18 protein-coding genes are annotated in these 20,278 nt (G+C 63.7%); 8 read left to right on the top strand and 10 right to left on the bottom strand.

Annotation, left to right across the window (positions count from 1 at the left end; all coding sequences use genetic code 11):
• The first annotated feature begins 119 nt into the window (after positions 1 to 119).
• Complete coding sequence (locus tag CYR32_RS03185) at positions 120 to 2,711, top strand: ATP-binding protein (RefSeq protein WP_101822518.1); 2,592 nt, start codon at positions 120 to 122, stop codon at positions 2,709 to 2,711.
• 126 nt (positions 2,712 to 2,837) lie between these two features.
• A complete protein-coding gene (rdgC, locus tag CYR32_RS03180) occupies positions 2,838 to 3,749 on the top strand; it encodes a recombination-associated protein RdgC (RefSeq protein WP_101822516.1) in 912 nt (303 codons plus the stop codon).
• 69 nt (positions 3,750 to 3,818) lie between these two features.
• Here the strand turns inward: rdgC and ppnP are convergent, their stop codons facing one another.
• The 4 genes from ppnP to CYR32_RS03160 all read right to left on the bottom strand — a co-directional run bounded on the left by ppnP (position 3,819) and on the right by CYR32_RS03160 (position 5,910).
• Complete coding sequence (gene ppnP / locus CYR32_RS03175; protein ID WP_101822514.1) at positions 3,819 to 4,109, bottom strand: pyrimidine/purine nucleoside phosphorylase; 291 nt, start codon at positions 4,107 to 4,109, stop codon at positions 3,819 to 3,821.
• Positions 4,110 to 4,312: 203 nt separating this feature from the next.
• Positions 4,313 to 4,504, bottom strand: a complete 192-nt coding sequence (locus CYR32_RS03170) for a YaiA family protein (RefSeq protein ID WP_072926604.1) — start codon at positions 4,502 to 4,504, stop codon at positions 4,313 to 4,315.
• Between the two features lie 115 nt (positions 4,505 to 4,619).
• Positions 4,620 to 5,144: a shikimate kinase AroL gene (gene aroL, locus CYR32_RS03165; RefSeq protein WP_101822512.1), complete on the bottom strand. Its 525-nt coding sequence runs from the start codon at positions 5,142 to 5,144 to the stop codon at positions 4,620 to 4,622.
• 496 nt (positions 5,145 to 5,640) lie between these two features.
• Positions 5,641 to 5,910 (bottom strand): YdgH/BhsA/McbA family protein, encoded by a 270-nt coding sequence (locus CYR32_RS03160; protein WP_101822510.1) that lies wholly within the window; start codon positions 5,908 to 5,910, stop codon positions 5,641 to 5,643.
• Between the two features lie 523 nt (positions 5,911 to 6,433).
• On the opposite strand from CYR32_RS03160, the gene CYR32_RS03155 reads away from it, so the two are divergent.
• On the top strand, positions 6,434 to 7,363 hold the full coding sequence (locus CYR32_RS03155) for a DUF808 domain-containing protein (protein ID WP_101822508.1): 930 nt from the start codon (positions 6,434 to 6,436) through the stop codon (positions 7,361 to 7,363).
• Positions 7,364 to 8,692: 1,329 nt separating this feature from the next.
• Here CYR32_RS03155 and CYR32_RS03150 read toward each other — a convergent pair.
• The 6 genes from CYR32_RS03150 to CYR32_RS03125 all read right to left on the bottom strand — a co-directional run bounded on the left by CYR32_RS03150 (position 8,693) and on the right by CYR32_RS03125 (position 14,525).
• On the bottom strand, positions 8,693 to 10,123 hold the full coding sequence (locus CYR32_RS03150) for a serine/threonine protein kinase (protein ID WP_101822507.1): 1,431 nt from the start codon (positions 10,121 to 10,123) through the stop codon (positions 8,693 to 8,695).
• Positions 10,124 to 10,136: 13 nt separating this feature from the next.
• Positions 10,137 to 11,084, bottom strand: coding sequence for a type VI secretion system-associated protein (locus CYR32_RS03145; protein WP_241523741.1), 948 nt, complete (start codon positions 11,082 to 11,084; stop codon positions 10,137 to 10,139).
• A 47-nt stretch (positions 11,085 to 11,131) separates the two neighbouring features.
• Positions 11,132 to 12,004, bottom strand: coding sequence for a PP2C family protein-serine/threonine phosphatase (locus tag CYR32_RS03140; protein ID WP_101822503.1), 873 nt, complete (start codon positions 12,002 to 12,004; stop codon positions 11,132 to 11,134).
• On the bottom strand, positions 12,004 to 13,428 hold the full coding sequence (gene tagH / locus CYR32_RS03135) for a type VI secretion system-associated FHA domain protein TagH (RefSeq protein WP_101822501.1): 1,425 nt from the start codon (positions 13,426 to 13,428) through the stop codon (positions 12,004 to 12,006). The genes CYR32_RS03140 and tagH overlap by 1 nt, the downstream gene beginning before the upstream one ends.
• A gap of 91 nt (positions 13,429 to 13,519) precedes the next feature.
• Complete coding sequence (locus tag CYR32_RS03130; RefSeq protein ID WP_165698170.1) at positions 13,520 to 13,897, bottom strand: T6SS amidase immunity protein Tai4 family protein; 378 nt, start codon at positions 13,895 to 13,897, stop codon at positions 13,520 to 13,522.
• Positions 13,898 to 14,033: 136 nt separating this feature from the next.
• On the bottom strand, positions 14,034 to 14,525 hold the full coding sequence (locus CYR32_RS03125; RefSeq protein WP_101822497.1) for a hypothetical protein: 492 nt from the start codon (positions 14,523 to 14,525) through the stop codon (positions 14,034 to 14,036).
• Positions 14,526 to 14,778: 253 nt separating this feature from the next.
• Here CYR32_RS03125 and cbl point away from each other — a divergent pair, with 253 nt between their 5' ends.
• The 5 genes from cbl to CYR32_RS03100 all read left to right on the top strand — a co-directional run bounded on the left by cbl (position 14,779) and on the right by CYR32_RS03100 (position 20,275).
• A complete protein-coding gene (cbl, locus tag CYR32_RS03120; protein WP_101822495.1) occupies positions 14,779 to 15,732 on the top strand; it encodes an HTH-type transcriptional regulator Cbl in 954 nt (317 codons plus the stop codon).
• Positions 15,733 to 15,784: 52 nt separating this feature from the next.
• The gene (locus CYR32_RS03115; protein ID WP_101822967.1) at positions 15,785 to 17,077 is read left to right on the top strand and encodes a nitrate regulatory protein; all 1,293 of its coding nucleotides are present in this window, start codon (positions 15,785 to 15,787) and stop codon (positions 17,075 to 17,077) included.
• Positions 17,078 to 17,328: 251 nt separating this feature from the next.
• Positions 17,329 to 18,585, top strand: a complete 1,257-nt coding sequence (locus tag CYR32_RS03110) for a CmpA/NrtA family ABC transporter substrate-binding protein (RefSeq protein ID WP_101822493.1) — start codon at positions 17,329 to 17,331, stop codon at positions 18,583 to 18,585.
• A gap of 9 nt (positions 18,586 to 18,594) precedes the next feature.
• On the top strand, positions 18,595 to 19,470 hold the full coding sequence (ntrB, locus tag CYR32_RS03105; RefSeq protein WP_101822491.1) for a nitrate ABC transporter permease: 876 nt from the start codon (positions 18,595 to 18,597) through the stop codon (positions 19,468 to 19,470).
• 10 nt (positions 19,471 to 19,480) lie between these two features.
• On the top strand, positions 19,481 to 20,275 hold the full coding sequence (locus CYR32_RS03100) for an ABC transporter ATP-binding protein (RefSeq protein ID WP_101822965.1): 795 nt from the start codon (positions 19,481 to 19,483) through the stop codon (positions 20,273 to 20,275).
• Positions 20,276 to 20,278: the final 3 nt, after the last annotated feature.

The raw sequence follows: 20,278 nt of genomic DNA, 5'->3' as shown, positions 1-20,278 counted from the left end.
CGCAGTTGACCACGGCCAGATAAACGCCGCATGTCAGCCGCCGTTCATCTTTGTCATAGTGTGAATGCCCAGGCCGTTTATGATGGTGGCCTCCCTTTCCCTGCTGACCCAGGAGCATTATGGCTGGTTCCTCCCCGCGTCTGCTGGCGGGCGCCCGCGGGCGTCTGCTGATGTTTAACCTGCTGGTGATGGCGGTAACGCTCGCCGTCAGCGCCGTGGCGATTGTCGGCTTCCACCGGGCCGGGCAGCGCCAGGAGCAGGCGCAGGCACAGACACTCACCGAGATGAGCGGCAGCCTGGCGCTGGCGCGGGACACGGCGAACGTCGCTACCGCCGCGGTGCGGCTGTCGCAGGTGGTGGGCGCGCTGGAGTACCAGAGCGAGTCGGCGCGGCTGAAGCAGACACAGCTCGCCTTGCAGCACTCCCTGCGCGGGCTGGCCGCCGCCCCGCTGGCGCAGCGTGAACCGGCGCTGGTGGCGCGCCTCACTGAACGCAGCACCCGGCTGCAACAGAGCGTCAGCCGGCTGCTGCTGCTCGGCCACCAGCGGCATATGCAGCGCAACCAGCTGCTCAGCGCGCTCTATCAGGATCAGTCCACGCTGCACCATATTCTGGCGATCGCCGTCCGGCAGCCGCCCTCGCCGCTGCCTGCCGATCTGGCGATTGAGCTGAACCGGCTGCTGACCCTCGCCATCCAGATCCCGGCGCCGCAGGCGGTCACCGAGCAGATCGACCGGGTGATGGTGAACTGGCCCAGCGCCCCGGATGACGCATTACAGGCGCAAAAAATGGCGCAGTTCCGTGAGACCACCGCGCGCCTCACCCCGCTGGCCGGGGCGCTGGCGCAGAGCGATCTCGCCATCGCCTACCACACCTACCAGATCAAGGCGCTGGTGGAGATGCTCAACCAGGACATCAACCACTATGTGCAGAAGGTGGCGGATGCCTCCGCGCAGCGCAGCCGCCAGACCCACCGGGAGCTCAGCTCCGCCATCGGCTTTATCAGTGTGTTTGCGCTGCTGGCGCTGGTGATCACCGGCTTCGCCGGGTTGTACATCTACCGCAACCTCGGCTCCCACCTTACGGCGATTGCCGGGGCGATGACGCGGCTGGCGCGGGGCGAGCGGGATGTCAGCGTCCCGGCGCTGCAACGGCGGGATGAGCTGGGCGATCTGGCGCGGGCGTTCAACGTTTTCGCGCGCAATACCGCCTCGCTGGAGCACGCCTCGCGGCTGTTAAAAGAGAAAAGCACCCAGCTCGAAACCACCTTTCTGGCGATGCGCGACGGCTTCGCGCTGTTTGACAACAGCGGCCACCTGGTGGTGTGGAACCCGCAATACCCGCTGCTGCTGGGGCTGGACGAGCACTCGCTGCACCGCGGCCAGCACTACCATACGCTGCTGCAACGCGTCAGTTTGCCGCCTGACCAGATCCGGGAAGAGGCGCTCGCGCACCTGACGCGCCGGTTGCCGGCCCCGCAGGAGGTGCAGCTGAACGATGGCCGGGTGATTGAGCTGCGTTTCAGCCCGCTGCCGGACCGCGGCATGGTCAACGTGGTGCTGGAGCGCACCGAGCGCAAGGCGCTGGAGCAGGCGCTGCTCCACAGCCAGAAGATGAAAGCGGTGGGCCAGCTCACCGGCGGGCTGGCGCACGACTTCAACAACCTGCTGGCGGTGATCATCGGCAGCCTGGATCTGGCGCAACAACAGCCGCTGGATGCGCAAACTGCGGCGCGCATCAGCCGATCGCTCAAGGCGGCAGAGCGCGGCGCGCAGCTCACCCAGCGGCTGCTGGCCTTCTCACGCAAGCAGTCCCTGCAACCGCAGGCGGTGGATCTGGCGCAACTGGTCGGCAACCTGCGCGAACTTTTGCAGCACGCCCTGCCCGCCGGGCTGACGCTGAACATTGAAACCGCCCCCGGCCTGTGGCCGGTCTGGATCGACGCCAACCAGCTGGAGAACGCGCTGCTGAACCTGGTGATGAACGCGCGTGACGCCATGAACGGGCGCAGCGGCGGGATCCTGATCCGGCTGGTTAACCAGCAGGTGGCGCGCACCGGCGGGCGGGTGCAGGCGATGGTGGCGCTGGAGGTGGAAGACAGCGGCTGCGGCATGTCAGACGAGGTGCGGGCGCAGGTGTTCGAGCCGTTCTTCACCACCAAAGGAGTCGGCCAGGGCAGCGGGCTGGGGCTGTCGATGGTGTATGGCTTTATCCGCCAGTCCGGCGGCCGGGTGCAGATTGAGAGCCGCGTCGGCCACGGCACGCGGGTGCGGCTGCAACTGCCGCGCGCGCCCGAGGCGGTGGCCCCGCCCGCGCCGGTTCCCGACGAGGAGAGCGGCGCGCCGGATGATCAGCTGGTGCTGGTGCTGGAAGATGAAGAGGACGTGCGCCAGACGCTGTGCGAGCAACTCCACCAGCTCGGCTACCTGACGCTGGCGTGCAGCCGCGGCGAACAGGCGCTGGCGCTGCTGGCGCAAACGCCGGACATCACGCTGTTTATCAGCGACCTGATGCTGCCCGGCGAGAGCGGCGCAGAGGTGGTGCGCCGCGCCCGGGCGCTCAACCCGGCGCTCGCCACTCTGCTGGTGAGCGGGCAGGATCAGCGGCAGGCGGGCCATGACCCGCTGCCCGGTGTCACGCTGTTGCGCAAACCCTATACCCAGCGCCAGCTGGCCGCGGCGCTGCGGCAGGCCCGGCAGCCGCCGCGCTGATCCTGCGTTCACCGGCCGCCGCGGCGCGGGATTTTTCTTAAGGACTGAGGCCCGCCAATTGGGTATCATGCCGCCCTGCTTGTGATTAACCGCGCGCCCGTTGCGCGCCCGGACAGGGATAAGACGATGTTGTGGTTTAAGAATTTGATGGTTTACCGTTTGAGCCGTGAGGTGACCCTCTCTGCGGACGAGATGGAAAAACAGCTCAGTGCCTTCACCTTTACCCCGTGCGGCAGCCAGGATATGGCGAAAACCGGCTGGGTCTCGCCGATGGGCGGCCACAGTGAGGATCTGACGCACAGCGCCAACGGCCAGATCCTGATCTGCGCCCGCAAAGAGGAGAAGATCCTGCCGTCGCCGGTGGTGAAGCAGGCGTTGGAAGCCAAAATCAGCAAGCTGGAAGCGGAACAGCACCGCAAGCTGAAGAAGACCGAAAAAGACTCGCTGAAGGATGAGGTGCTGCACACCCTGCTGCCGCGCGCGTTCAGCCGTTTCAGCCAGACTTTCCTCTGGATCGACACCGTTAACGGCCTGATCATGATCGATTGCGCCAGCGCCAAAAAAGCGGAAGACACCCTGGCGCTGTTGCGCAAAAGCCTCGGCTCGCTGCCGGTGGTGCCGCTGACCCTGGAAAAACCGATCGAACTGACGCTGACCGAGTGGGTGCGTGCAGGCGAGCTGCCGGCCGGGTTCACGCTGATGGAAGAGGCGGAGCTGAAAGCGCTGCTGGAAGATGGCGGCGTGATCCGCTGCAAGAAGCAGGAGCTGGTGACCGACGAAATCGCCGTGCATATCGAAGCGGGGAAAATGGTCACCAAACTGGCGCTGGACTGGCAGGAGCGCGTGCAGCTGCTGCTGGCCGATGACGGCAGCCTTAAGCGCCTGAAGTTCGCCGATGCGCTGCGTGACCAGAATGATGACATCGACCGGGACGACCCGGCCGCCCGCTTTGATGCGGACTTCATCCTGATGACCAGCGAACTCGCGGCGCTGATCGCCAACGTGATTGAGGCGTTAGGTGGGGAAGCCCAGCGCTGATCCCCTGCCCTGTCCGTCATAAAAAAGCCGCCCTTTATCGGGGCGGCTTTTTTTCTGCATTCACCGGCGTTATTTGCTCAGGTATTTACACAGATAGGCGGTGGTGTCAGAGACCTGGAGGTTGAATTCGCTGTGGGCGGGCACGTAGAAGGTTTCACCCGGCATAAAGACCTGCCAGTCCGGCGAGCCGGGGATCAGCACGCGCAGTGCGCCGGTGATCACCGTCATCTCTTCAGCCTGCTTGGTGCCGAAGGTGTATTCGCCGACTTCCATCACCCCGACGCTGGCGCTGCCGATGGTGCCGCTCTCATACCCGATGGACTTCACTTTCCCTGAAAAATAGTCGTTAACATTCAACATAGTCTGGCTCCACGGCTGGAAAATTGAAATGCCATAGTAGAGTCAGTGGCGGCACGCTGTCACTGATTATTCACACCCGGCGCAGATTATTGCCGCATAACGCGATCCGGCACGCAATCGCCCCGGCATGCGGCTGGCCGGCATAAAAAAACGGTATGAAAAAGCCGGCGTCGGGGCCGGCTTTTTCGCATCACGGTAATCCACTAGTCAATCTTTTCGTCTTCGTAGCGCCGCTTGGAGTCAAGGGCTTCCGATTCTGTCTCATGCTCACTGATCAGGGTGTCCGGTTTCGGGTGGTCGGCCCGCAACTCGTACCAGGTCACGGTGTTACCGGGTTCGCCCTTCTCAACAGGGACGATGCGCGCTTCGCGCGGATAGGGAGGATGTCCAGGCATGGTTAATTCCTTTCGTTATGCACCGAAAGGTAAGTATAGACAAGATTAGGGCGGGAGGTGGCAGCAACGGCTCGGAAGTCTCTGAAAACCGGGCCGAACACGGCCCGGTGCTGCCCTATTCCAGCGCGCCGGCGTTCAGGCTGCGCTGGATGGCCGCGACGATCTCCTCCGGGCTGGCGGTGGCGTCCAGCACGTGGTGGGCAACGTCCTGGTAGAGCGCCTCACGCGCGGCCAGCACTTCCACCATCTCCTCGGCGATGGGTTTGCCCGTCAGGGTCGGGCGCTGGGCGTCCAGCGGGTACTCCTCCAGCCGGTGCGCCAGCGTGCCTGCCGGGGCACGCAGGTAGATCACCTGCCCGGCCGCGCGCATAAAGGCGCGGTTTTCTGCTGACAGCACCGCGCCGCCGCCGGTCGCGACCACGGTGCGCGGGGCGGTCACCGCTTTCAGCGCGTCACTCTCACGCTGGCGGAACCCGGCCCAGCCTTCGCGCGCGACGACCTCTGCCACGCTCAGGCCGGTGGTCTGCTGCATAAACACATCCGTATCCGTGAACTGGTAGCCGAGTGCACGGGCCAGCGCCTTACCGACCGTGGTTTTGCCTGCGCCGCGGGCACCGACCATAAAAATAGGTTGTGTCATTGCTGTCCTTTCCTGCCGCAAGCCTCTCCGGCCGGGGCAACACCCGGCGTGGCGGCACGCTGTCATTATCTTAAGAGAAGCGGAATCATACCTGTTACCCACGCAGACGCAATGATTGATCGCGCCGCGCCCGGGGGGCGTGACACGCGCGGCAAAACGGCACGCCGGGGCGGGGAGCGCGGGCAGGCTTTTCAGAATTTTCCAGGAAAAAGAAGAAAATAGTCAAACCCCGCCGGAACAGGGTATCCGGCAGGCCGGTAAGGTGGCGGTATAATCCAGATGAAACCCGCAGAGTAACCCCGGGGCATACTGCCCCGGAAAGTTATCACGGCCTTTTATTACGCTATTTATGGCTATTTTATAAAAATAATCTACGCCATTTTAATTCACCTGCTTACCTGCGGGTGAATTAATTCCCGGCACGCAGGGAAATAAGTTAATTATTTCCCCGTTACGACCCCCGGTATTCAGAATGGCGGCTCACCGCATTGAAAAATCAGCGGTAAAGTTCGGCGTTAACGCGTTGCTGGCTGGAATCACTCGGGGTATCGATGCCGATAATGCGGAAATGGCTGGCCCCTTCTTCCATCGCTTTTTGCTGCATGGCGCTGACGGCATCTTCCGGCGAGCCGGTGATGTTGCTGACGGTGGCGGTGCCCATGCTTTGCAGGCCGGAGGCCTCACTGCGGTTGACTTCGGTGGCCGACAGGGCGGAGAACGAGGCAGCCGTCAACAGCGCAGCGGTAATCACAGGTAACAGTTTCATGACACTCTCCTCATACTTTTGCAGATGATAACTTCACAGGTGTGTTATTTCGCGGGGCGGGGAATTCCCCGTCACGTTTATTTCCCGCTGTGGTTTTTCCACGGCGATCTATTCAGGAGCAGTAATTATGGTTCACCCGGTGAAAAAAAGAGGTCAACGGGTGTAAAGAAGTTCAAGTATCGTGGAGGAAATAAGGAGAGCATGAGCAACGCGTGCTTTTTACCGTAAACCTTCAGTTAATTTGCTTTTATTCTCTTGGCTAAGACAATTATTTTGTTGCGGCCACGCGGCGGGCCGCGCTCTTATATAAATTCCTGGTCAGTGCAGGCAAGGTCGCCGCTTTTTTCCATAACCGGTTTTTACCGGGGGGTTAACCGGGCGAAAAGCGACACCAGCGCCTATCTTTAAGGGGACGCCCGGTCACAGGGCGGGTCAGCGACACACGCGCCGGGTAATTTCTTGTTACTCCCTGTTTTTGTTACTATCCGGCAAATTGAACAACTGAACCGAAAGGAAAAAGACAATGGCGGGAACCAGCCTGTTGGCGTTAATTGATGATATTGCCTCGATTTTGGACGATGTGGCCGCGATGAGTAAGGTCGCCGCCCGGAAAACCGCCAGCGTACTGGGGGACGACCTCGCCCTGAATGCCCAGCAGGTCAGCGGGGTTAAAGCGGACCGCGAGCTGCCGGTGGTGTGGGCGGTGGCGAAAGGCTCCCTGCTGAACAAAGCGATTCTGGTGCCGCTGGCGCTGCTGATCAGCGCCTTTATCCCGTGGGCGATCACCCCGCTGCTGATGGTTGGCGGTGCTTACCTCTGTTACGAAGGTTTTGAGAAAATCGCCGAGAAGTTTCTCCATGGCAAAGAGGGCGAACACAAGGCCGCGCCGCGCGCCAACGCGCCGAAAACCCAGGAGGAGTTGCTGGCCCTGGAGAAGAAAAAAGTCAAAGGTGCGGTGCGCACGGACTTTATTCTCTCTGCTGAGATTATTGTGATTTCGCTGAACACCGTGGCCCACGTCCGCTTTGTGGATCAGGTGATGGTGATGGTGCTGATTGCGGTGGTGATGACGCTGGGCGTTTACGGCCTGGTGGCCGGGATTGTGCGGATGGACGACGTCGGTTTTTACCTGCGCAAGCGCGAAGGCAATGGCCTGTTCACCCGTATGCTGCGCGGGCTGGGCAGCGGCATTCTGCGCGCCGCCCCGCTGCTGATGAAGACGCTGTCGATTGTCGGCACCATCGCGATGTTCCTGGTAGGCGGCAGCATCCTGAGCCACGGTTTCCCTTTCATGCACAGCCTGATTGACGTGCTGAACCACGGCAGCACCGGGTTTGTCAGCACGCTGATCACCGGCGCGATTGACCTGGTGGTGGGGTTGATCGCCGGGGCGATTGTGCTTGGGGTGGTGTTACTGGGTAAGAAGATGTTTGGGAAGAAGGAAGCGGCTTAAGCGGCCGCCGCGCTTTCAGGGATAATGGGGTTTAAGAGGGGGTGCCGGGAAACCGGCGTCCTTTTTTTATTTCATTTTTTATTGCCGTGGGCGTGGTTGGGTTGCTTGGGTAGGCGGGTGGCCGGGCAGCCGGTCAGGCAGGGTTAAAGGGGGATCGAGGTGGTTGCGTTGGCATACGCCCGCACGCTTTCTGCGGCCCCGCTGCCGCCACCGCGCAAGGGGCGCGTAGGCGCGCGCCCCTTGCATCCCCGCGCCTTGGGTGATCCGGCTGAATCATTGCACGCTCCCGCGTGTCCCCTCGTTGCGCCTCCGGGCTTTTCGGGCCGCCGCAGACACGCTCCCAGCGTGGCTGCGACTCTCGCACACATCCCTGTGTGCTCGCCCGGCCCTGCGTCTCCACTCGGCAATGATTTTTACGCCCCCACCCCCTCTGCAAACCTGTGGGTATGTAAGGAAAAAGTAGGTGGGGAATTTGTGGGCGTTTGGTGGGTTTACTCGCTTCTGCTGATTTATGCGGCAATGGGTTGTTGGTGGGAATTTTTGGGCGTTCGGTGGGGTTACTCGCTTCTGCTGGTTTATGCGGCAATGGGTTTTAGATGGGGAATTTTTGGGTATTTGGCGGGGTTACTGGCTTCTGCTGATTTATGCAGCAATGGGTTGTATGTAAGGGGTTTGTAGTCGTTTGATGGGGTTACTCAACTATGCGGTTTTATGCAGTAATAGGTTTTAGCGCCCGCTGTTCCTATAAGCCGAAAATCTGTCTGGAAATAGCTGCGGTAAAATTCAGAAGACGAGGCCTGTCCACCCAACCTTATAGCCCCATGCATCAGCACGCATAAAGCCCACACAGTCATTACAAAGGCCTTATCTACTCTTTCCTTACATACCCACGGGTTTGCAGAGGAGGTGGGGGCATTAAATTATTGCCGACGAGGACGCAGGGCCGGGTGAGCGGGCATGGACAAATTGGCCGGGAGCCAATTTGAACAACGCGAAGCGTTGGCCCCGAAGGGGTGAGCCCCAGGGATGGGGCGAATCTCCCCCGCGAAAGGTACAGCCACGCCGGGAGCGTGTCTGTACCGGCCCGAACAGCCCGGAGGACGCTGGAGGGAACCCGCGGAGCGGGCAATAATTCTGCCGGGGCACCGAATGCGCGCGGGTGCAGGGCCGGCGCGCCGGCAGGCCCTGCTCGGTTGAGGCAATGAGAGTCGGGTAGACAACGACACATGAACAACCGAAACATGCCACCCTACCCATAATACCGGCTGCGGAATCGCAGAAAGACGCCAGCCGTATGCCCATACCGGCTCCCCTGGTATGAAATACCGCTTACTCCGCTGGGGCCACCAACCATGTCCCCGCCCGGTCAATCTTCAGCGCCTGCATCCCGCGCCGCTGGCCGTTTTCCCGGATCTCCAGCTGGTAGTCACCGGCGGCCAGGCTCAGCATCGCAAACCCGCTGGTGCTGATTTTCACCGTCTGCGGTTTGCCGTCCAGCAGCACCTGCTCGTTGGGGCTGAGGCGGAAGTAGACCTGCGCCACCGGCGCGCCCGGCACCGGGGCAGCGGCGTCTGCGGCGGCTCCGGCATCCGGGTCGGCCACGGCGGGGGCAGGGGCGCTCTCCGGCGTATTATTGGCGACAGTGTGCGTGCTCTCCCGGTCGCCGGGGCCGGTGGAGAGCCAGACCACCACGCCCAGCACCGCCGCCACGGCCACGGCGGCCAGCGCCAGCACCGGGCGGCTCACAGGCTTCTGCCCGGCGGTTACGCTATCGGCTACCGGCGCGGCGGCGGCCGGGTTGGCCGCTACCAGCACCGCGCCAGGCGCGGCCATCGGCGAACTGATAATCTCGCTCACATCCGACACCGGCAACTGCAACTCCGCCGCCAGCTGCTCAATCGACTGCGGCCGGTCTTCCGGCTTCAGCGCCAGCGCATGATCCACCACCTGCAACAGCGCCGGCGAATACCCGGCAGGGCGGCGCTGCACCAGCGGCACGTAACTGTCCTCAATACTGCGCACCACGCTCACCGGCGGCGGCGTGCCGGTAATCAGCGTGTGCAGCACCGCGCCCAGCGCGTAGATGTCCGTCCACGGCCCCTGTTCGCCGTCGCTGTTCTCCATATACTGCTCAATCGGCGCGAACCCCGGCTTCAGCATAATCTCGGTCTCGTCCGACAGGTTACCGATCTCCTTGCGGGCGGAACCGAAATCGAGCAGCACCGGCAACTGGCTCTCCTGAATCTGGATATTGTCCAGGGAGATGTCGCGGTGCAGATACCCCTCCTGATGGATGGTATGGATCGCGCTGAACAGCGGCGGCAGCAGGTTGCGGATCCACGCCTCGTCAATCAGTTCCGGCTGCGACAGCTTCAGGTTCTTCAGCGTATTGCCGGTGTAAAACTGGGTGCCCATATAGGCGGTGCCGTTCTCCTCCCAGAAGCGCAGCACATGCAGCAGGCCGGGGTGGGAGAAGCGCGCCAGCAGCCGCGCCTCCTGGATGAAGCTGTGCAGCCCGGCCTGGAAGGTTTTGGTGAAACGGTCACTGCGCACGCCGACGCTCAAATCCTCATTGCGCTGCGCCAGTTTGGTCGGCATGTACTCCTTGATGGCGATGGTGCGCTCAAGCTGGTGATCGTAGGCACGGTACACAATGCCGAAGCCCCCTTCGCCAATCACCTCCAGGATCTCAAATTCCCGGAAACGGTAACCCACCGGCAGGCTGTTGGAGGTGGGATGACGCTGTTCAATTCCCGACATAGTGGCTTCTCTGTTAATTGACCGTGCGGTAAGCCGCGGCGGCCGGGTCAGTCTCAGGGCTGACCTTTTCCACCAGCAGGAAGGTCAGGGCGGTGCTGGCGGCGGGCAGCAGCGGCAGGTAGGCCGCCTGTGCCTGTTCAATCGCCTGTTTCAGGGCCGCGGCCCTGGCCGCCTCACCCTTGCCGATCTGTAAAATCACCCGGCCGTCGAAACGCCAGGCGTGGAGCGTGCGGTCAAACGGCAGCAGCAGGTAGCTGTCCGGCGCTTTGTCGCGGTTACTCAGCAGCATCTGGCGCTCATCCGCGCTCACCACCGCCAGCGCGGCGCTGGTCGGGTTGAGGTTGGCGATCGGGAAGCCGCGGTAGAAGGTCAGGGCCGTGGGGGCGGCGCTGGCGGACGGCGTCACGCTCACGTCGCTGCGGTCGGTGACCCAGCCGTCCGGCGTGCAGGTCACGCTGTCGCCGCTCGGCACAAACAGCGCGCTGCCGTCCCGCGCGGCGTCCCAGTAGGTGCGGAAATGGCAGCCGTTGGGCAGGGAGAAGGTGGTGGGCTTACCGCTGCCCGCCTGCTCCGGGGCCAGCGGCACGGCCGGGCCGTCGGCGGTCACCGGCGGCGGGGCGTCGGGCAGCACGGTCGGCTGCCAATGGGTGCTTTTCAGCGCCTCGCCCTGTAACAGCTTCGCCCCCTGCTTGTCCGTGAGGGTAAACGGCAGCCGGGTAGTGGTGTCGCACTGCTTCTCGATCAGGCTGCCGACCCGCGGCAGGAAGGTGCTGAGCACCGCCGGGTCATGCTCCCCGCCGGCCACAATGCGCAGCGGCAGGGTATCACGGCACCAGTCTTCCGGCTGGCTGCTTTTGACGTCATCAATATAAATCTCAAGCTTCAGGCTGGGGGAGTAGGCCAGGCGGTAATTCTGTGCCTGTGCGGCAGGCACCGCCAACAACGCAAGAAGTCCGGACATCCATATTTTCATAGCGTACCTTGTGTGCGTAAAAGTAGACATCAGCCTCAGCCCAGTTTAGACGGCATAAAACGCCCGGCATCCGGCAAGGAGTGCATCAGGGTGGTCTCCTGGGGAGAGCCGACCCACACGGCAATCGCGCTGTAGTTATCAACGCTGTAGTTATCAATACTACGGTTATCAACACTACGGTTATCAACGCTGCGGTTATCAACACCGCGGTTCTTCACGGTGTTGCTTTCAGCAGGGGCCTCCTGGTTCAGCCAGGCCCGCTCCATCAGGGCGATCCACTCGCCCGGCGAATTCACCATATGCAAAGACTGCTCCAGCTCCGCCTCGCTGAAGCTGTGCCAGAAGCCGTCGGTGCAGAGCAGGAAGACGTCCCCGTCCTCAAGTTGCAGCACGTCGCTGTAACTGGCGTCGCGCGCCTCATTCAGCCCCAGCGCAAAATAGAGCAGGTTGCTGTTGATGCCCTGGGTGGAAAACCCGGCATCTTTCATCTGCTGCACCAGGCTGTGATCGGTGGTGACGTCAAACAGGTAGCCGCGGCGGAACAGGTAGAGGCGGCTGTCCCCGGCGTGCGCCCAGTAGGCCAGCGAGTAGTCGCGGTCGATAAACAGGCTCACCATCGTGGTGCCCATTTTCGCCAGTTCCGCCTCCTCCCGCTGACGCGCGCGGATCGCCGCATTCGCCCCGGTCACATAGCGGCGGATGCTCTGGGCATCGAGGTGCTGCTCGCCGTCGAAGTTTTCCAGGATGGTGTCACGCGCAATTTTTGCCGCCACCTCGCCCCCCGGCAGCCCGGCGATGCCGTCGCAGACCACGAAACAGGCTGACCGGCGGCCGATGATCTCGCCGGTCTGGTCCTGGTTGGTGGCGCGGGTGCCCTGGTGGGAGGTGGTGGCAATGGTAATATTCATTATTCGTCCGGTTTGATTTGCGAATCTTTGTACTGATTGACTTCGGCATCATAGGCGCGCAGGAACGCCTCACCGAACAGGGTATGGAAATCGTTCTCCACTTCACCGGCGGTCTTCTGGTAGGTTTTGGCGAAGTGGTCCCACAGCGCGGCCTTGCGGTTGGAGGAGAGCGAGAAGCGCGGGGCGTTGCCCTCACGGCGCGCCTCTTCCTCCAGCCGGTCGGGGTTAAAGGATTGCAGCATCGCCGAGATGATGGCGCGGATGCCGGCGATCATCCCGAGCTGGTGCGCCTGCAAATCGATCAGCGCGTCACGCACCGCCTGCTCCGGCGGCATAAAGCCCGGCATCTTGCTGCCGAACATCTGCATCAATACCGTTTTACCGGAGGGCAGCAGCTTGAACGGGTTGTTGGCCTCGTCGAGGATCATGGTCATCTCCGCTTTCACCCCACGCTTGAGGATCGAACGTGACGAGAGCAGCGCCACCGTGCCCTGGGAGAAGAGGCTCAGCAGGCGGCCGACTTCGCGCAGCTGGTGTTCATCAAAGCGCGGCGGCGGCTGGAGGTCATTCAGGCCGATCCCCTCCAGCAGCGCGTCCAGCATGTTGCCGTCCAGCGCCTGCGGGCTGCCGTGCAGCAGGTTACTATGGCGCGGCACCGGCGGCGCGGTGTAGCCCACCGGGTCGATGCCGAGACGCCCGGAACGGGCGGCCGGGCGCGGCGGCTCCGGCGGGGTCAGCGGCAGGGGCTGCGGGTCAGCGGCGGGGGCCGGGGCGGCCTGCGGCTGTTCCGCCGGTTGCAGCGGCGCATCCTGGATCGCCTGCTGGCGCATCAGCAGCGCCTGCTCGGCCCGCTGCTGGGCCTGGGCGTCATAGGGGGCGGCAGGCTGCACAAAGGCGGCCTGATCCGCGGCGTAAGCCTGCGGGGCGCTCTGGGGCTGAGCCTGCGGCGCCGGGGTGATGATCGCGGCGGCCGGCTCCACGTGCCCGGTGCGCGGCACCTCGGCCAGGCGAAGCACGCCTGCCGGGCGGGCCGGTTCTGCGGGGCGCGGCATCTCCGTGACCCGCGCCGCTTCCGGCGGGGTGGTGTAGGAGGGCGGCGGCGCGGACTGGCTCAGGTCGGTGACCTGCAACTGGTAGTCATCAATGCCGAGCAGGTCACCGTCCTGCAACTCCACCTGCCGCCCGCGTTCCAGCGGAATATCATTGAGCACCACGCGCGTGACGTTGCCGCGGTTGGTTATCCGGCACTCACCGTCTGCCGAAATATGCACGATGGCCTGGAGGCGTGAGATTGCCCGATCTTCATCCGGCAACACCAGGTTATTGTCCACGCTGCGGCCGATGGTCCCGCCGGGAGGCAGGAAATCGAAGCTGCTTTGCGGGGGAAAATGGCCCTGTTTACTCTTAACAATCGTGAATCGCATAACGTATTCCTGCAATGGTTTCCGACGCCCAGGCCCGGCGCGTCCCGGCCGGGCGGGTGCTGCGGCACCGCGGCGAACGGCCGGTTACGGGTTACTGGTCTTCAAGCTGAGCGGCAAAGCGGTCAAACAGGCGGCGGGCCTCTCCACTTTGATAAAGGTCGATACAGGCAACGGTGTGATAGCTGCCCTCCACCGGCCCCTGGAACGGGCGGTCAAGGAAGCGATCAATCAGGGCATCGCCGGCGGTAAAGGCTTCTGCCGGCAGCCGGCTTTTTCCGGCATAGAGGGCGGCAGCCCGGTGGGCATCCGCCGGGAGCGCGCCGATATTGTCAGCGCGGGCAATGCAGCGGCTGAGCAGCCAATCACGGAACAGCGCTTCCTGAACCGGTTGTGCAGGGTGGATCGCGAGCGTCGCTGCGTTGCCTGACGCCCCGGCAACCGGGGCAAAATGTATCGCCAGTAGGACCACTAACGATTTTAAACAATTACCAATAGAGATTTTACTGCTTTTCATTAGAATTTTTACTTATTCACAAAATAACGTGGTTTTTTAACCGGTAAGGCGGGTGCACCAGGGGCGGCACCCGGCCGCCCCCTGTGCCGGATCAGTCGATGATCCAGGTTTCAGAGGCGGCATCCTTGCAGGCTTTGCTGTCACCGCCCACCGCCACGCAGTCGCTTTTGGCTTTGGCGCGGCGCGGCCGGTCCTGGCGCAGCGTCTGCAGGTACTGGCTGCTCGGTACGCCCGCATTGTACGGCACATAGCCGACCAGGTTGCCCTCTTTTTCTTCACTGATGGCGAGCCAGCGGTTATTCGGCTGGCCGATCACATAGAAGGGTTTGGCATTGGTGAGGTGGCCCACCAGGTTGCCGCTGTAGTCCGGGCGGGTCATGATGCTGGCCGCATACAGACTGGTGTATTGCTGGTTAATGGGCTTCAGGCTCTCCGGCGCCTCAACGGCGCGGCGGTGTTTCAACGTCAGTTCCCCAACCTGGCTGGTGATAATATCATCCGGGCCATCCTTATGCAGCGGGCCGGATTTACAGGCGCTCAGCGCCAGCGTCGTCAGCAGTACCAGCATGATGCGTATTTTCACAATGTCCTCTTTGCTTTCCGGGTATCAATTCTTGAACAGAACTATTTAGCGTTAAAATAGCGCCGTTGTGAATCCATAGAGCAAAATAATGTTTGCTCATTTTGCTGATTGTACTGGAAAAAAGCCGCAAGGTTAAAAACTCAGATTCCCTTTAGTGCTGAAAAGCATAAGCCCGGCCATTTTCTTCTTTTGCATTCGCGCTTTTCCCCCGTATCTATAAAGCTATCTGAATGAGATATAAGGAGATAAGCCGATGAACTTTCAGCAGCTGAAAATTATCCGTGAGTCGGCCCGCTGCCGCTTTAACCTCACAGACGTCGCCAACGCGCTCTACACCTCGCAGTCGGGCGTGTCGCGCCACATCCGCGAGCTGGAAGAGGAGCTGGGGATTGAGATTTTCATCCGGCGCGGCAAACGCCTGTTAGGGATGACGGAGCCGGGCAAAGAGCTGCTGGTGGTGGCCGAGCGCATCCTCAACGATGCCGGCAACATCCGCCGCCTGGCGGACGTCTTCAGCAACAACGACAACGGCGAGCTGCACATCGCCACCACCCATACCCAGGCGCGCTACAGCCTGCCGCGCGTCATCAAGGAGTTCCGCGCCCTCTACCCGCGCGTGCGCCTGACCCTGAACCAGGCCAGCCCCGAGGAGATCGTTGCCATGCTGCACAGCGGCGAGGCGGACATCGGCATCGCCAGCGAACGGCTGATGAGCGACGACGCCGTGGCGGCGTTTCCCTATTTCCGCTGGCACCATGCGGTCGTCGTCCCTGCCGGGCACCCGCTGGCGGCGCAACCGGCGCCGGTGACGCTGGAGCAGCTGAGCACGCTGCCGCTGATCACCTACCGCCACGGCATCACCGGCCGCGGCAAGATCGACACCGCCTTCCAGCAGGCCGGGCTGACGCCGGACATCACCCTCAGCGCGCAGGACTCCGACGTGATCAAAACCTATGTCGAGCTGGGGCTGGGCGTCGGGCTGGTGGCGGACATGTCCGAAGACCGGCGCGACCCGGGGCTGGTCTACCTGAACGCCGAGCACCTGTTCGAGGCCAACACCGTGTGGCTCGGCCTGAAGCGCAGCCAGTTGCAGCGCAACTTCGCCTGGCAGTTTATCCAGCTCTGCAACCCGGCGCTCTCCCTGACGGAGATCAAAGAGAAGGTGTTCGCCGCCCAGCTGGAAACCGTGGACGACTACCAGATCTGATCCGGTACGCTTTTTGCAACAGAGCCTCTTTCCCCCGGAAAGAGGCATGGCGATGAGCACTTCCCCCGTGGGCCACCCCCCGGCCCGGTTGCGGGCGCAGGATTTTATCCTCGCCTCCCGACAGAGCGAAATCGCCGGTTTGCAGCAGCTGTTGCACACCGGCGAACTGGTGACCGCGGTCAGCGCACTGGTGCATTGCCTGCAACGTGAACGCGGCCTCAGCAACATCCTGCTCTCCAACCGGGCCAGCCCCCCGGCGCGCGGCCTGCCGCACGCCCTCACTGACACTGACGCCGCGCTGGCGGCACTGCACCTCCCGCTGGCGCAGCTCGACCGGGCGCACCCGCAGGCCGGGAACCTCAGCCGCCTGTTCAACCGCGTAGCCGGGGCGCTGCACGCGCTGGAAGAGCTGGCCGCCCTGCGGGAGGCGAACCGCGGCCCCACCGCCGACCGTGCCGCCTCCATGCGCCGCTACAGTGACATCATCGCGCGGCTGCTGGGGGTGGTGTTTGAGGCGGCAGACGGCTGCGGCAACCCGGCGATCTCCAGGGCGCTGATCGTGTTGTTCAGCGTCATGCAGGGCAAAGAGCTGGCGGGGCAGGAGCGGGCAATCGGCGCGGCCGGGTTCGCCGCCGGCACACTGGACGACGACGCGCACCGGCAACTGCTGGATCTGATCGACGGCCAGGAGCGCTGCGCCCAGACGTTCCTGACCTTTGCCGGCCCCGCCTTACAGGCGGCCTGGCACGCCGGGCCGGGGCAGGGTAACCCGGCGTTTGAGCGGCTGCGGCGCATTCTCTGCGCCGGGCGGTTGCCGCCGGAGGGCGATGCGGTGCAGGCGTGGTTTGACATCACCAGCGCACGCATTGACGCCATAAGAGGTGTGGAAGACCACGCCGCGGCGGCGCTCAACGCCTGCTGCCGGGCGGCGCTGGCCGGAGCGCAGCAGGCGCTGGCGGCCCAGCAGCTCAGCCTCGCCCCGGCAGAGGAGGCGGGCTACACCGTGCTGCTCGCCACCACGCCGGGCGGCGAGGAGGCCCGCTACAGCACCGGCCCCCTCGGCGCGCCGCTGGGCCGGGCGATCCTCGACGTCATCCAGCAGCAGGCACAGCACCTGCAACAGCTCTCGGCGGAACTGACTACCCTGCGCGCCAGCCTCAGCGAGCGCCGGGAGATCGAGCGCGCCAAAGCGCTGCTGATGCAGCACCGCGGCCTGAGCGAGCCGGAGGCGCACAAGGCGCTGCGGTCGCTCGCCATGGCGCAGAACAAAAAGCTGATTGAGATCGCCCACGCGCTGCTGGCGGTGGAGACGGTGCTGGCCGTGCGCGGGGAGGATGCCCGCTAATTGGGCAACCCCTGCTGCCTGATGGGGCAATAGCCCGCTTCCTGACAGGGAATTTACCGCGCTGCCCCCCGTACACTGCCTGAAACTAGGGTTTTTGGTTTCTGGCATACCCCTTGCATTATTTCCCCTGTCCCATTCGCCAACGGCGGCGAACACGAGGCATCCCGGATAAAGGCGTCCGTTACTGCACAGCGAAGGTTGTGCATTAACCGGACGCCTTTTTTGTTTTTGTCCCTTGAGAAGGAAGCACCATGACGCGAGAGAGTTCCCGCCCCGGCCAGATGTCGCGCCGCCGTTTTTTACTCGGCAGCGCCGCGCTCGGCAGCAGCCTGCTGATCCCCGGCCTGATGAACCGCGCCTGGGCGGCGGGCAGTGACGCGCCGGAGCAGCGCGACATCCGCGTCGGCTTTATCCCGCTCACCGACTGCGCACCGGTGGTGATCGCCTCGGTAAAAGGGTTCGACAAGAAATACGGCATCAACCTGATCCCGAGCAAAGAGGCGGGCTGGGCCGGGGTGCGGGACAAGCTGGTCTCCGGCGAGCTGGATGCCGCCCACGTGCTCTACGGCCTGCTCTACGGGTTGCAGCTCGGCATTGCCGGGCCGCGCCACCCGATGGCGGTGCTGATGACCCTGAACCAGAACGGCCAGGCGATCACCCTCTCCAGCCAGTTGCAGGAGGCGGGCATCACCGACGCGGCGGCGCTGAAAAAGCACATCGTCAGCAGCGAAAAGGGCAGCGTCACCTTTGCCCACACCTTCCCGACCGGCACCCACGCCATGTGGCTCTACTACTGGCTGGCGGAGGCGGGCATCCACCCGTTTAACGACGTGCGCACCGTCGTGGTGCCGCCGCCGCAGATGGTGATGAACCTGCGCATCGGCAACATGAGCGGCTTCTGCGTCGGCGAGCCGTGGAACCAGCGCGCCATCAGCGACCGCCTCGGCTTCACCGCCGCCACCAGCCAGCAGATCTGGCCGGATCACCCGGAGAAAGTGCTCGGCAGCCGCGATGAGTGGGTCAGCGCCCACCCCAACAGCGCCCGCGCCCTGACCGCCGCAGTGCTGGAGGCGGCGCGCTGGATCGACGCCTCCGACGCCAACCGCCGGGAAACCGCCGCCATCCTCGCCGGGCGCGCTTACCTCAACACCCGCCTTGACCGCATCGAAGGGCGGATGCTCGGCCAGTACCAGGACGGCCTCGGCAAGCAGTGGCAGGACGCCCACGCCATGCGCTTCTTTGGCGACGGCGAAGTGAACTACCCGTGGCTCTCGGACGGGATGTGGTTCCTGACCCAGTTCCGCCGCTGGGGGTTGGCGAAAACCGAGCCGGATTACGCCGCCGTGGCGCGGCAGATCAACCGCGCCGCGCTCTACCGCGAGGCCGCCGCTGCCGCCCACGTCAGCGTGCCTGCCGGCGAGATGCGCCGCAGCACCCTGATGGGCGGCAGCGTCTGGGACGGCAGCAACCCGTCAGCCTATGCCAACAGTTTCCTCCTCAAACGATAGGGGTTCCCGATGAAAACTAACCTGAAAACCCAGCCCGCCACGGCACCGGTGACCCCGGCCACCGTTATCCCGCTGAACACGGTGCCGGTGCGCCGCCGCTTCACGCCGCCCCGCCTGCGGCCGCTGCTGCAACGGGTGATCCCCGGTTTGCTTGGCCTTGCCGTGCTGCTGGTGGTCTGGCAGGTGGCGGCGCTCAACAGCCGCGGCTTCCCGACGCCGCTCACCACCTGGGAGGCGGCGAAAGTGGTGTTCGCCGAGCCGTTCTACAACGCCGGGCCGAACGATCAGGGCATCGGCTGGAATGTGCTGGCCTCGCTCCAGCGCGTCGCCACCGGTTTCGGGCTGGCGGCGCTGGTGGGCATCCCGGCCGGGTTCCTGATCGGCCGCTTCACCTTCCTGGCGCGGATGCTCAACCCGGTGATCTCACTGCTGCGCCCGGTCAGCCCGCTGGCCTGGCTGCCGATCGGCCTGCTGCTGTTCCAGCGCGCCGAACCCGCCTCAACCTGGACGATCTTTATCTGCTCGATCTGGCCGATGATCCTCAACACCGCCGAAGGGGTGATGCGCATCCCGCAGGACTACCTCAACGTGGCGCGGGTGCTGAAGCTCAGTGAATTTACCGTGATGCGCCGCATCCTGTTCCCGGCGGTGCTGCCCCATGTGCTCACCGGCGTGCGCCTCTCCATCGGCATCGCCTGGCTGGTGATTGTCGCCGCCGAGATGCTCACCGGCGGGGTCGGCATCGGCTTCTGGATCTGGAACGAGTGGAACAACCTGAATGTGGAAAACATCATCATCGCCATCGGCGTGATTGGGGTGGTCGGCCTGCTGCTGGAGCAGGCACTGATGGCCATCGCCCGCCGCTTTACCTATGACGCCCGCTGAGGAGCCGACCATGCCTGCCCATCCGTTAATTGCCGTACAGAACGTCAGCCAGCGCTTCACCACGCCGCAGGGCAGTTTCCTGGCGCTGGACAACGTCAGCTTTACCATTGCCGCCGGGGAGACGGTCAGCCTGATCGGCCACTCCGGCTGCGGCAAGTCAACGCTGCTGAACCTGATCGCCGGGCTGACGCGCCCCAGCGAAGGGGTGCTGCTGTGCGATAACCGCGAAATCGACGGCCCCGGCCCGGAGCGCGGCGTGGTGTTCCAGAACCATTCGCTGCTGCCGTGGCTCACCTGCTACGACAACGTGGCGCTGGCGGTGGATCAGGTGTTCCGCCGCGAGATGGGCAAGGGCGAGCGCCGCGACTGGATCGAGCACAACCTGGCGCTGGTGCAGATGAGCCACGCCCGCGACAAGCGGCCGGGGGAGATCTCCGGCGGCATGAAGCAGCGCATCGGCATCGCCCGCGCGCTGGCGATGAAACCCAAAGTGCTGCTGATGGATGAGCCGTTCGGCGCGCTCGACGCCCTGACCCGCGCCCACCTGCAGGATGCGGTGATGGCGATCCAGCAGCGGCTGCACACCACCATTGTGCTGATCACCCATGACGTGGATGAGGCGGTGCTGCTCTCCGACCGGGTGCTGATGATGACCAACGGCCCGGCGGCCCATGTCGGCCAGATCCTGCCGGTGCCGCTGGATCGGCCGCGCAACCGCGTGGCGCTGGCGCAGGATCCGGTTTACAGCCACTGCCGCCAGCAGATTCTGCATTTCCTGTATGCCAAGCAGCCCAGCGCGGCCTGAGAA

This window comes from Chimaeribacter coloradensis, assembly GCF_002858715.1.
Classification (GTDB): Bacteria; Pseudomonadota; Gammaproteobacteria; order Enterobacterales; family Enterobacteriaceae; genus Chimaeribacter; species Chimaeribacter coloradensis.
Note: the sequence above shows the minus strand (reverse complement) of the source record. Positions and strands in the feature narration are given on the sequence as shown.

Bases quoted from the DNA above. Each gene is read 5' to 3' on its own strand.
- CYR32_RS03185 (WP_101822518.1), top strand. From the start codon at position 120: ATGGCTGGTTCCTCCCCGCGTCTGCTGGCGGGCGCCCGCGGGCGTCTG.
- rdgC (WP_101822516.1), top strand. From the start codon at position 2,838: ATGTTGTGGTTTAAGAATTTGATGGTTTACCGTTTGAGCCGTGAGGTG.
- ppnP (WP_101822514.1), bottom strand. From the start codon at position 4,109: ATGTTGAATGTTAACGACTATTTTTCAGGGAAAGTGAAGTCCATCGGG.
- CYR32_RS03170 (WP_072926604.1), bottom strand. From the start codon at position 4,504: ATGCCTGGACATCCTCCCTATCCGCGCGAAGCGCGCATCGTCCCTGTT.
- aroL (WP_101822512.1), bottom strand. From the start codon at position 5,144: ATGACACAACCTATTTTTATGGTCGGTGCCCGCGGCGCAGGCAAAACC.
- CYR32_RS03160 (WP_101822510.1), bottom strand. From the start codon at position 5,910: ATGAAACTGTTACCTGTGATTACCGCTGCGCTGTTGACGGCTGCCTCG.
- CYR32_RS03155 (WP_101822508.1), top strand. From the start codon at position 6,434: ATGGCGGGAACCAGCCTGTTGGCGTTAATTGATGATATTGCCTCGATT.
- CYR32_RS03150 (WP_101822507.1), bottom strand. From the start codon at position 10,123: ATGTCGGGAATTGAACAGCGTCATCCCACCTCCAACAGCCTGCCGGTG.
- CYR32_RS03145 (WP_241523741.1), bottom strand. From the start codon at position 11,084: ATGTCCGGACTTCTTGCGTTGTTGGCGGTGCCTGCCGCACAGGCACAG.
- CYR32_RS03140 (WP_101822503.1), bottom strand. From the start codon at position 12,004: ATGAATATTACCATTGCCACCACCTCCCACCAGGGCACCCGCGCCACC.
- tagH (WP_101822501.1), bottom strand. From the start codon at position 13,428: ATGCGATTCACGATTGTTAAGAGTAAACAGGGCCATTTTCCCCCGCAA.
- cbl (WP_101822495.1), top strand. From the start codon at position 14,779: ATGAACTTTCAGCAGCTGAAAATTATCCGTGAGTCGGCCCGCTGCCGC.
- CYR32_RS03115 (WP_101822967.1), top strand. From the start codon at position 15,785: ATGAGCACTTCCCCCGTGGGCCACCCCCCGGCCCGGTTGCGGGCGCAG.
- CYR32_RS03110 (WP_101822493.1), top strand. From the start codon at position 17,329: ATGACGCGAGAGAGTTCCCGCCCCGGCCAGATGTCGCGCCGCCGTTTT.
- ntrB (WP_101822491.1), top strand. From the start codon at position 18,595: ATGAAAACTAACCTGAAAACCCAGCCCGCCACGGCACCGGTGACCCCG.
- CYR32_RS03100 (WP_101822965.1), top strand. From the start codon at position 19,481: ATGCCTGCCCATCCGTTAATTGCCGTACAGAACGTCAGCCAGCGCTTC.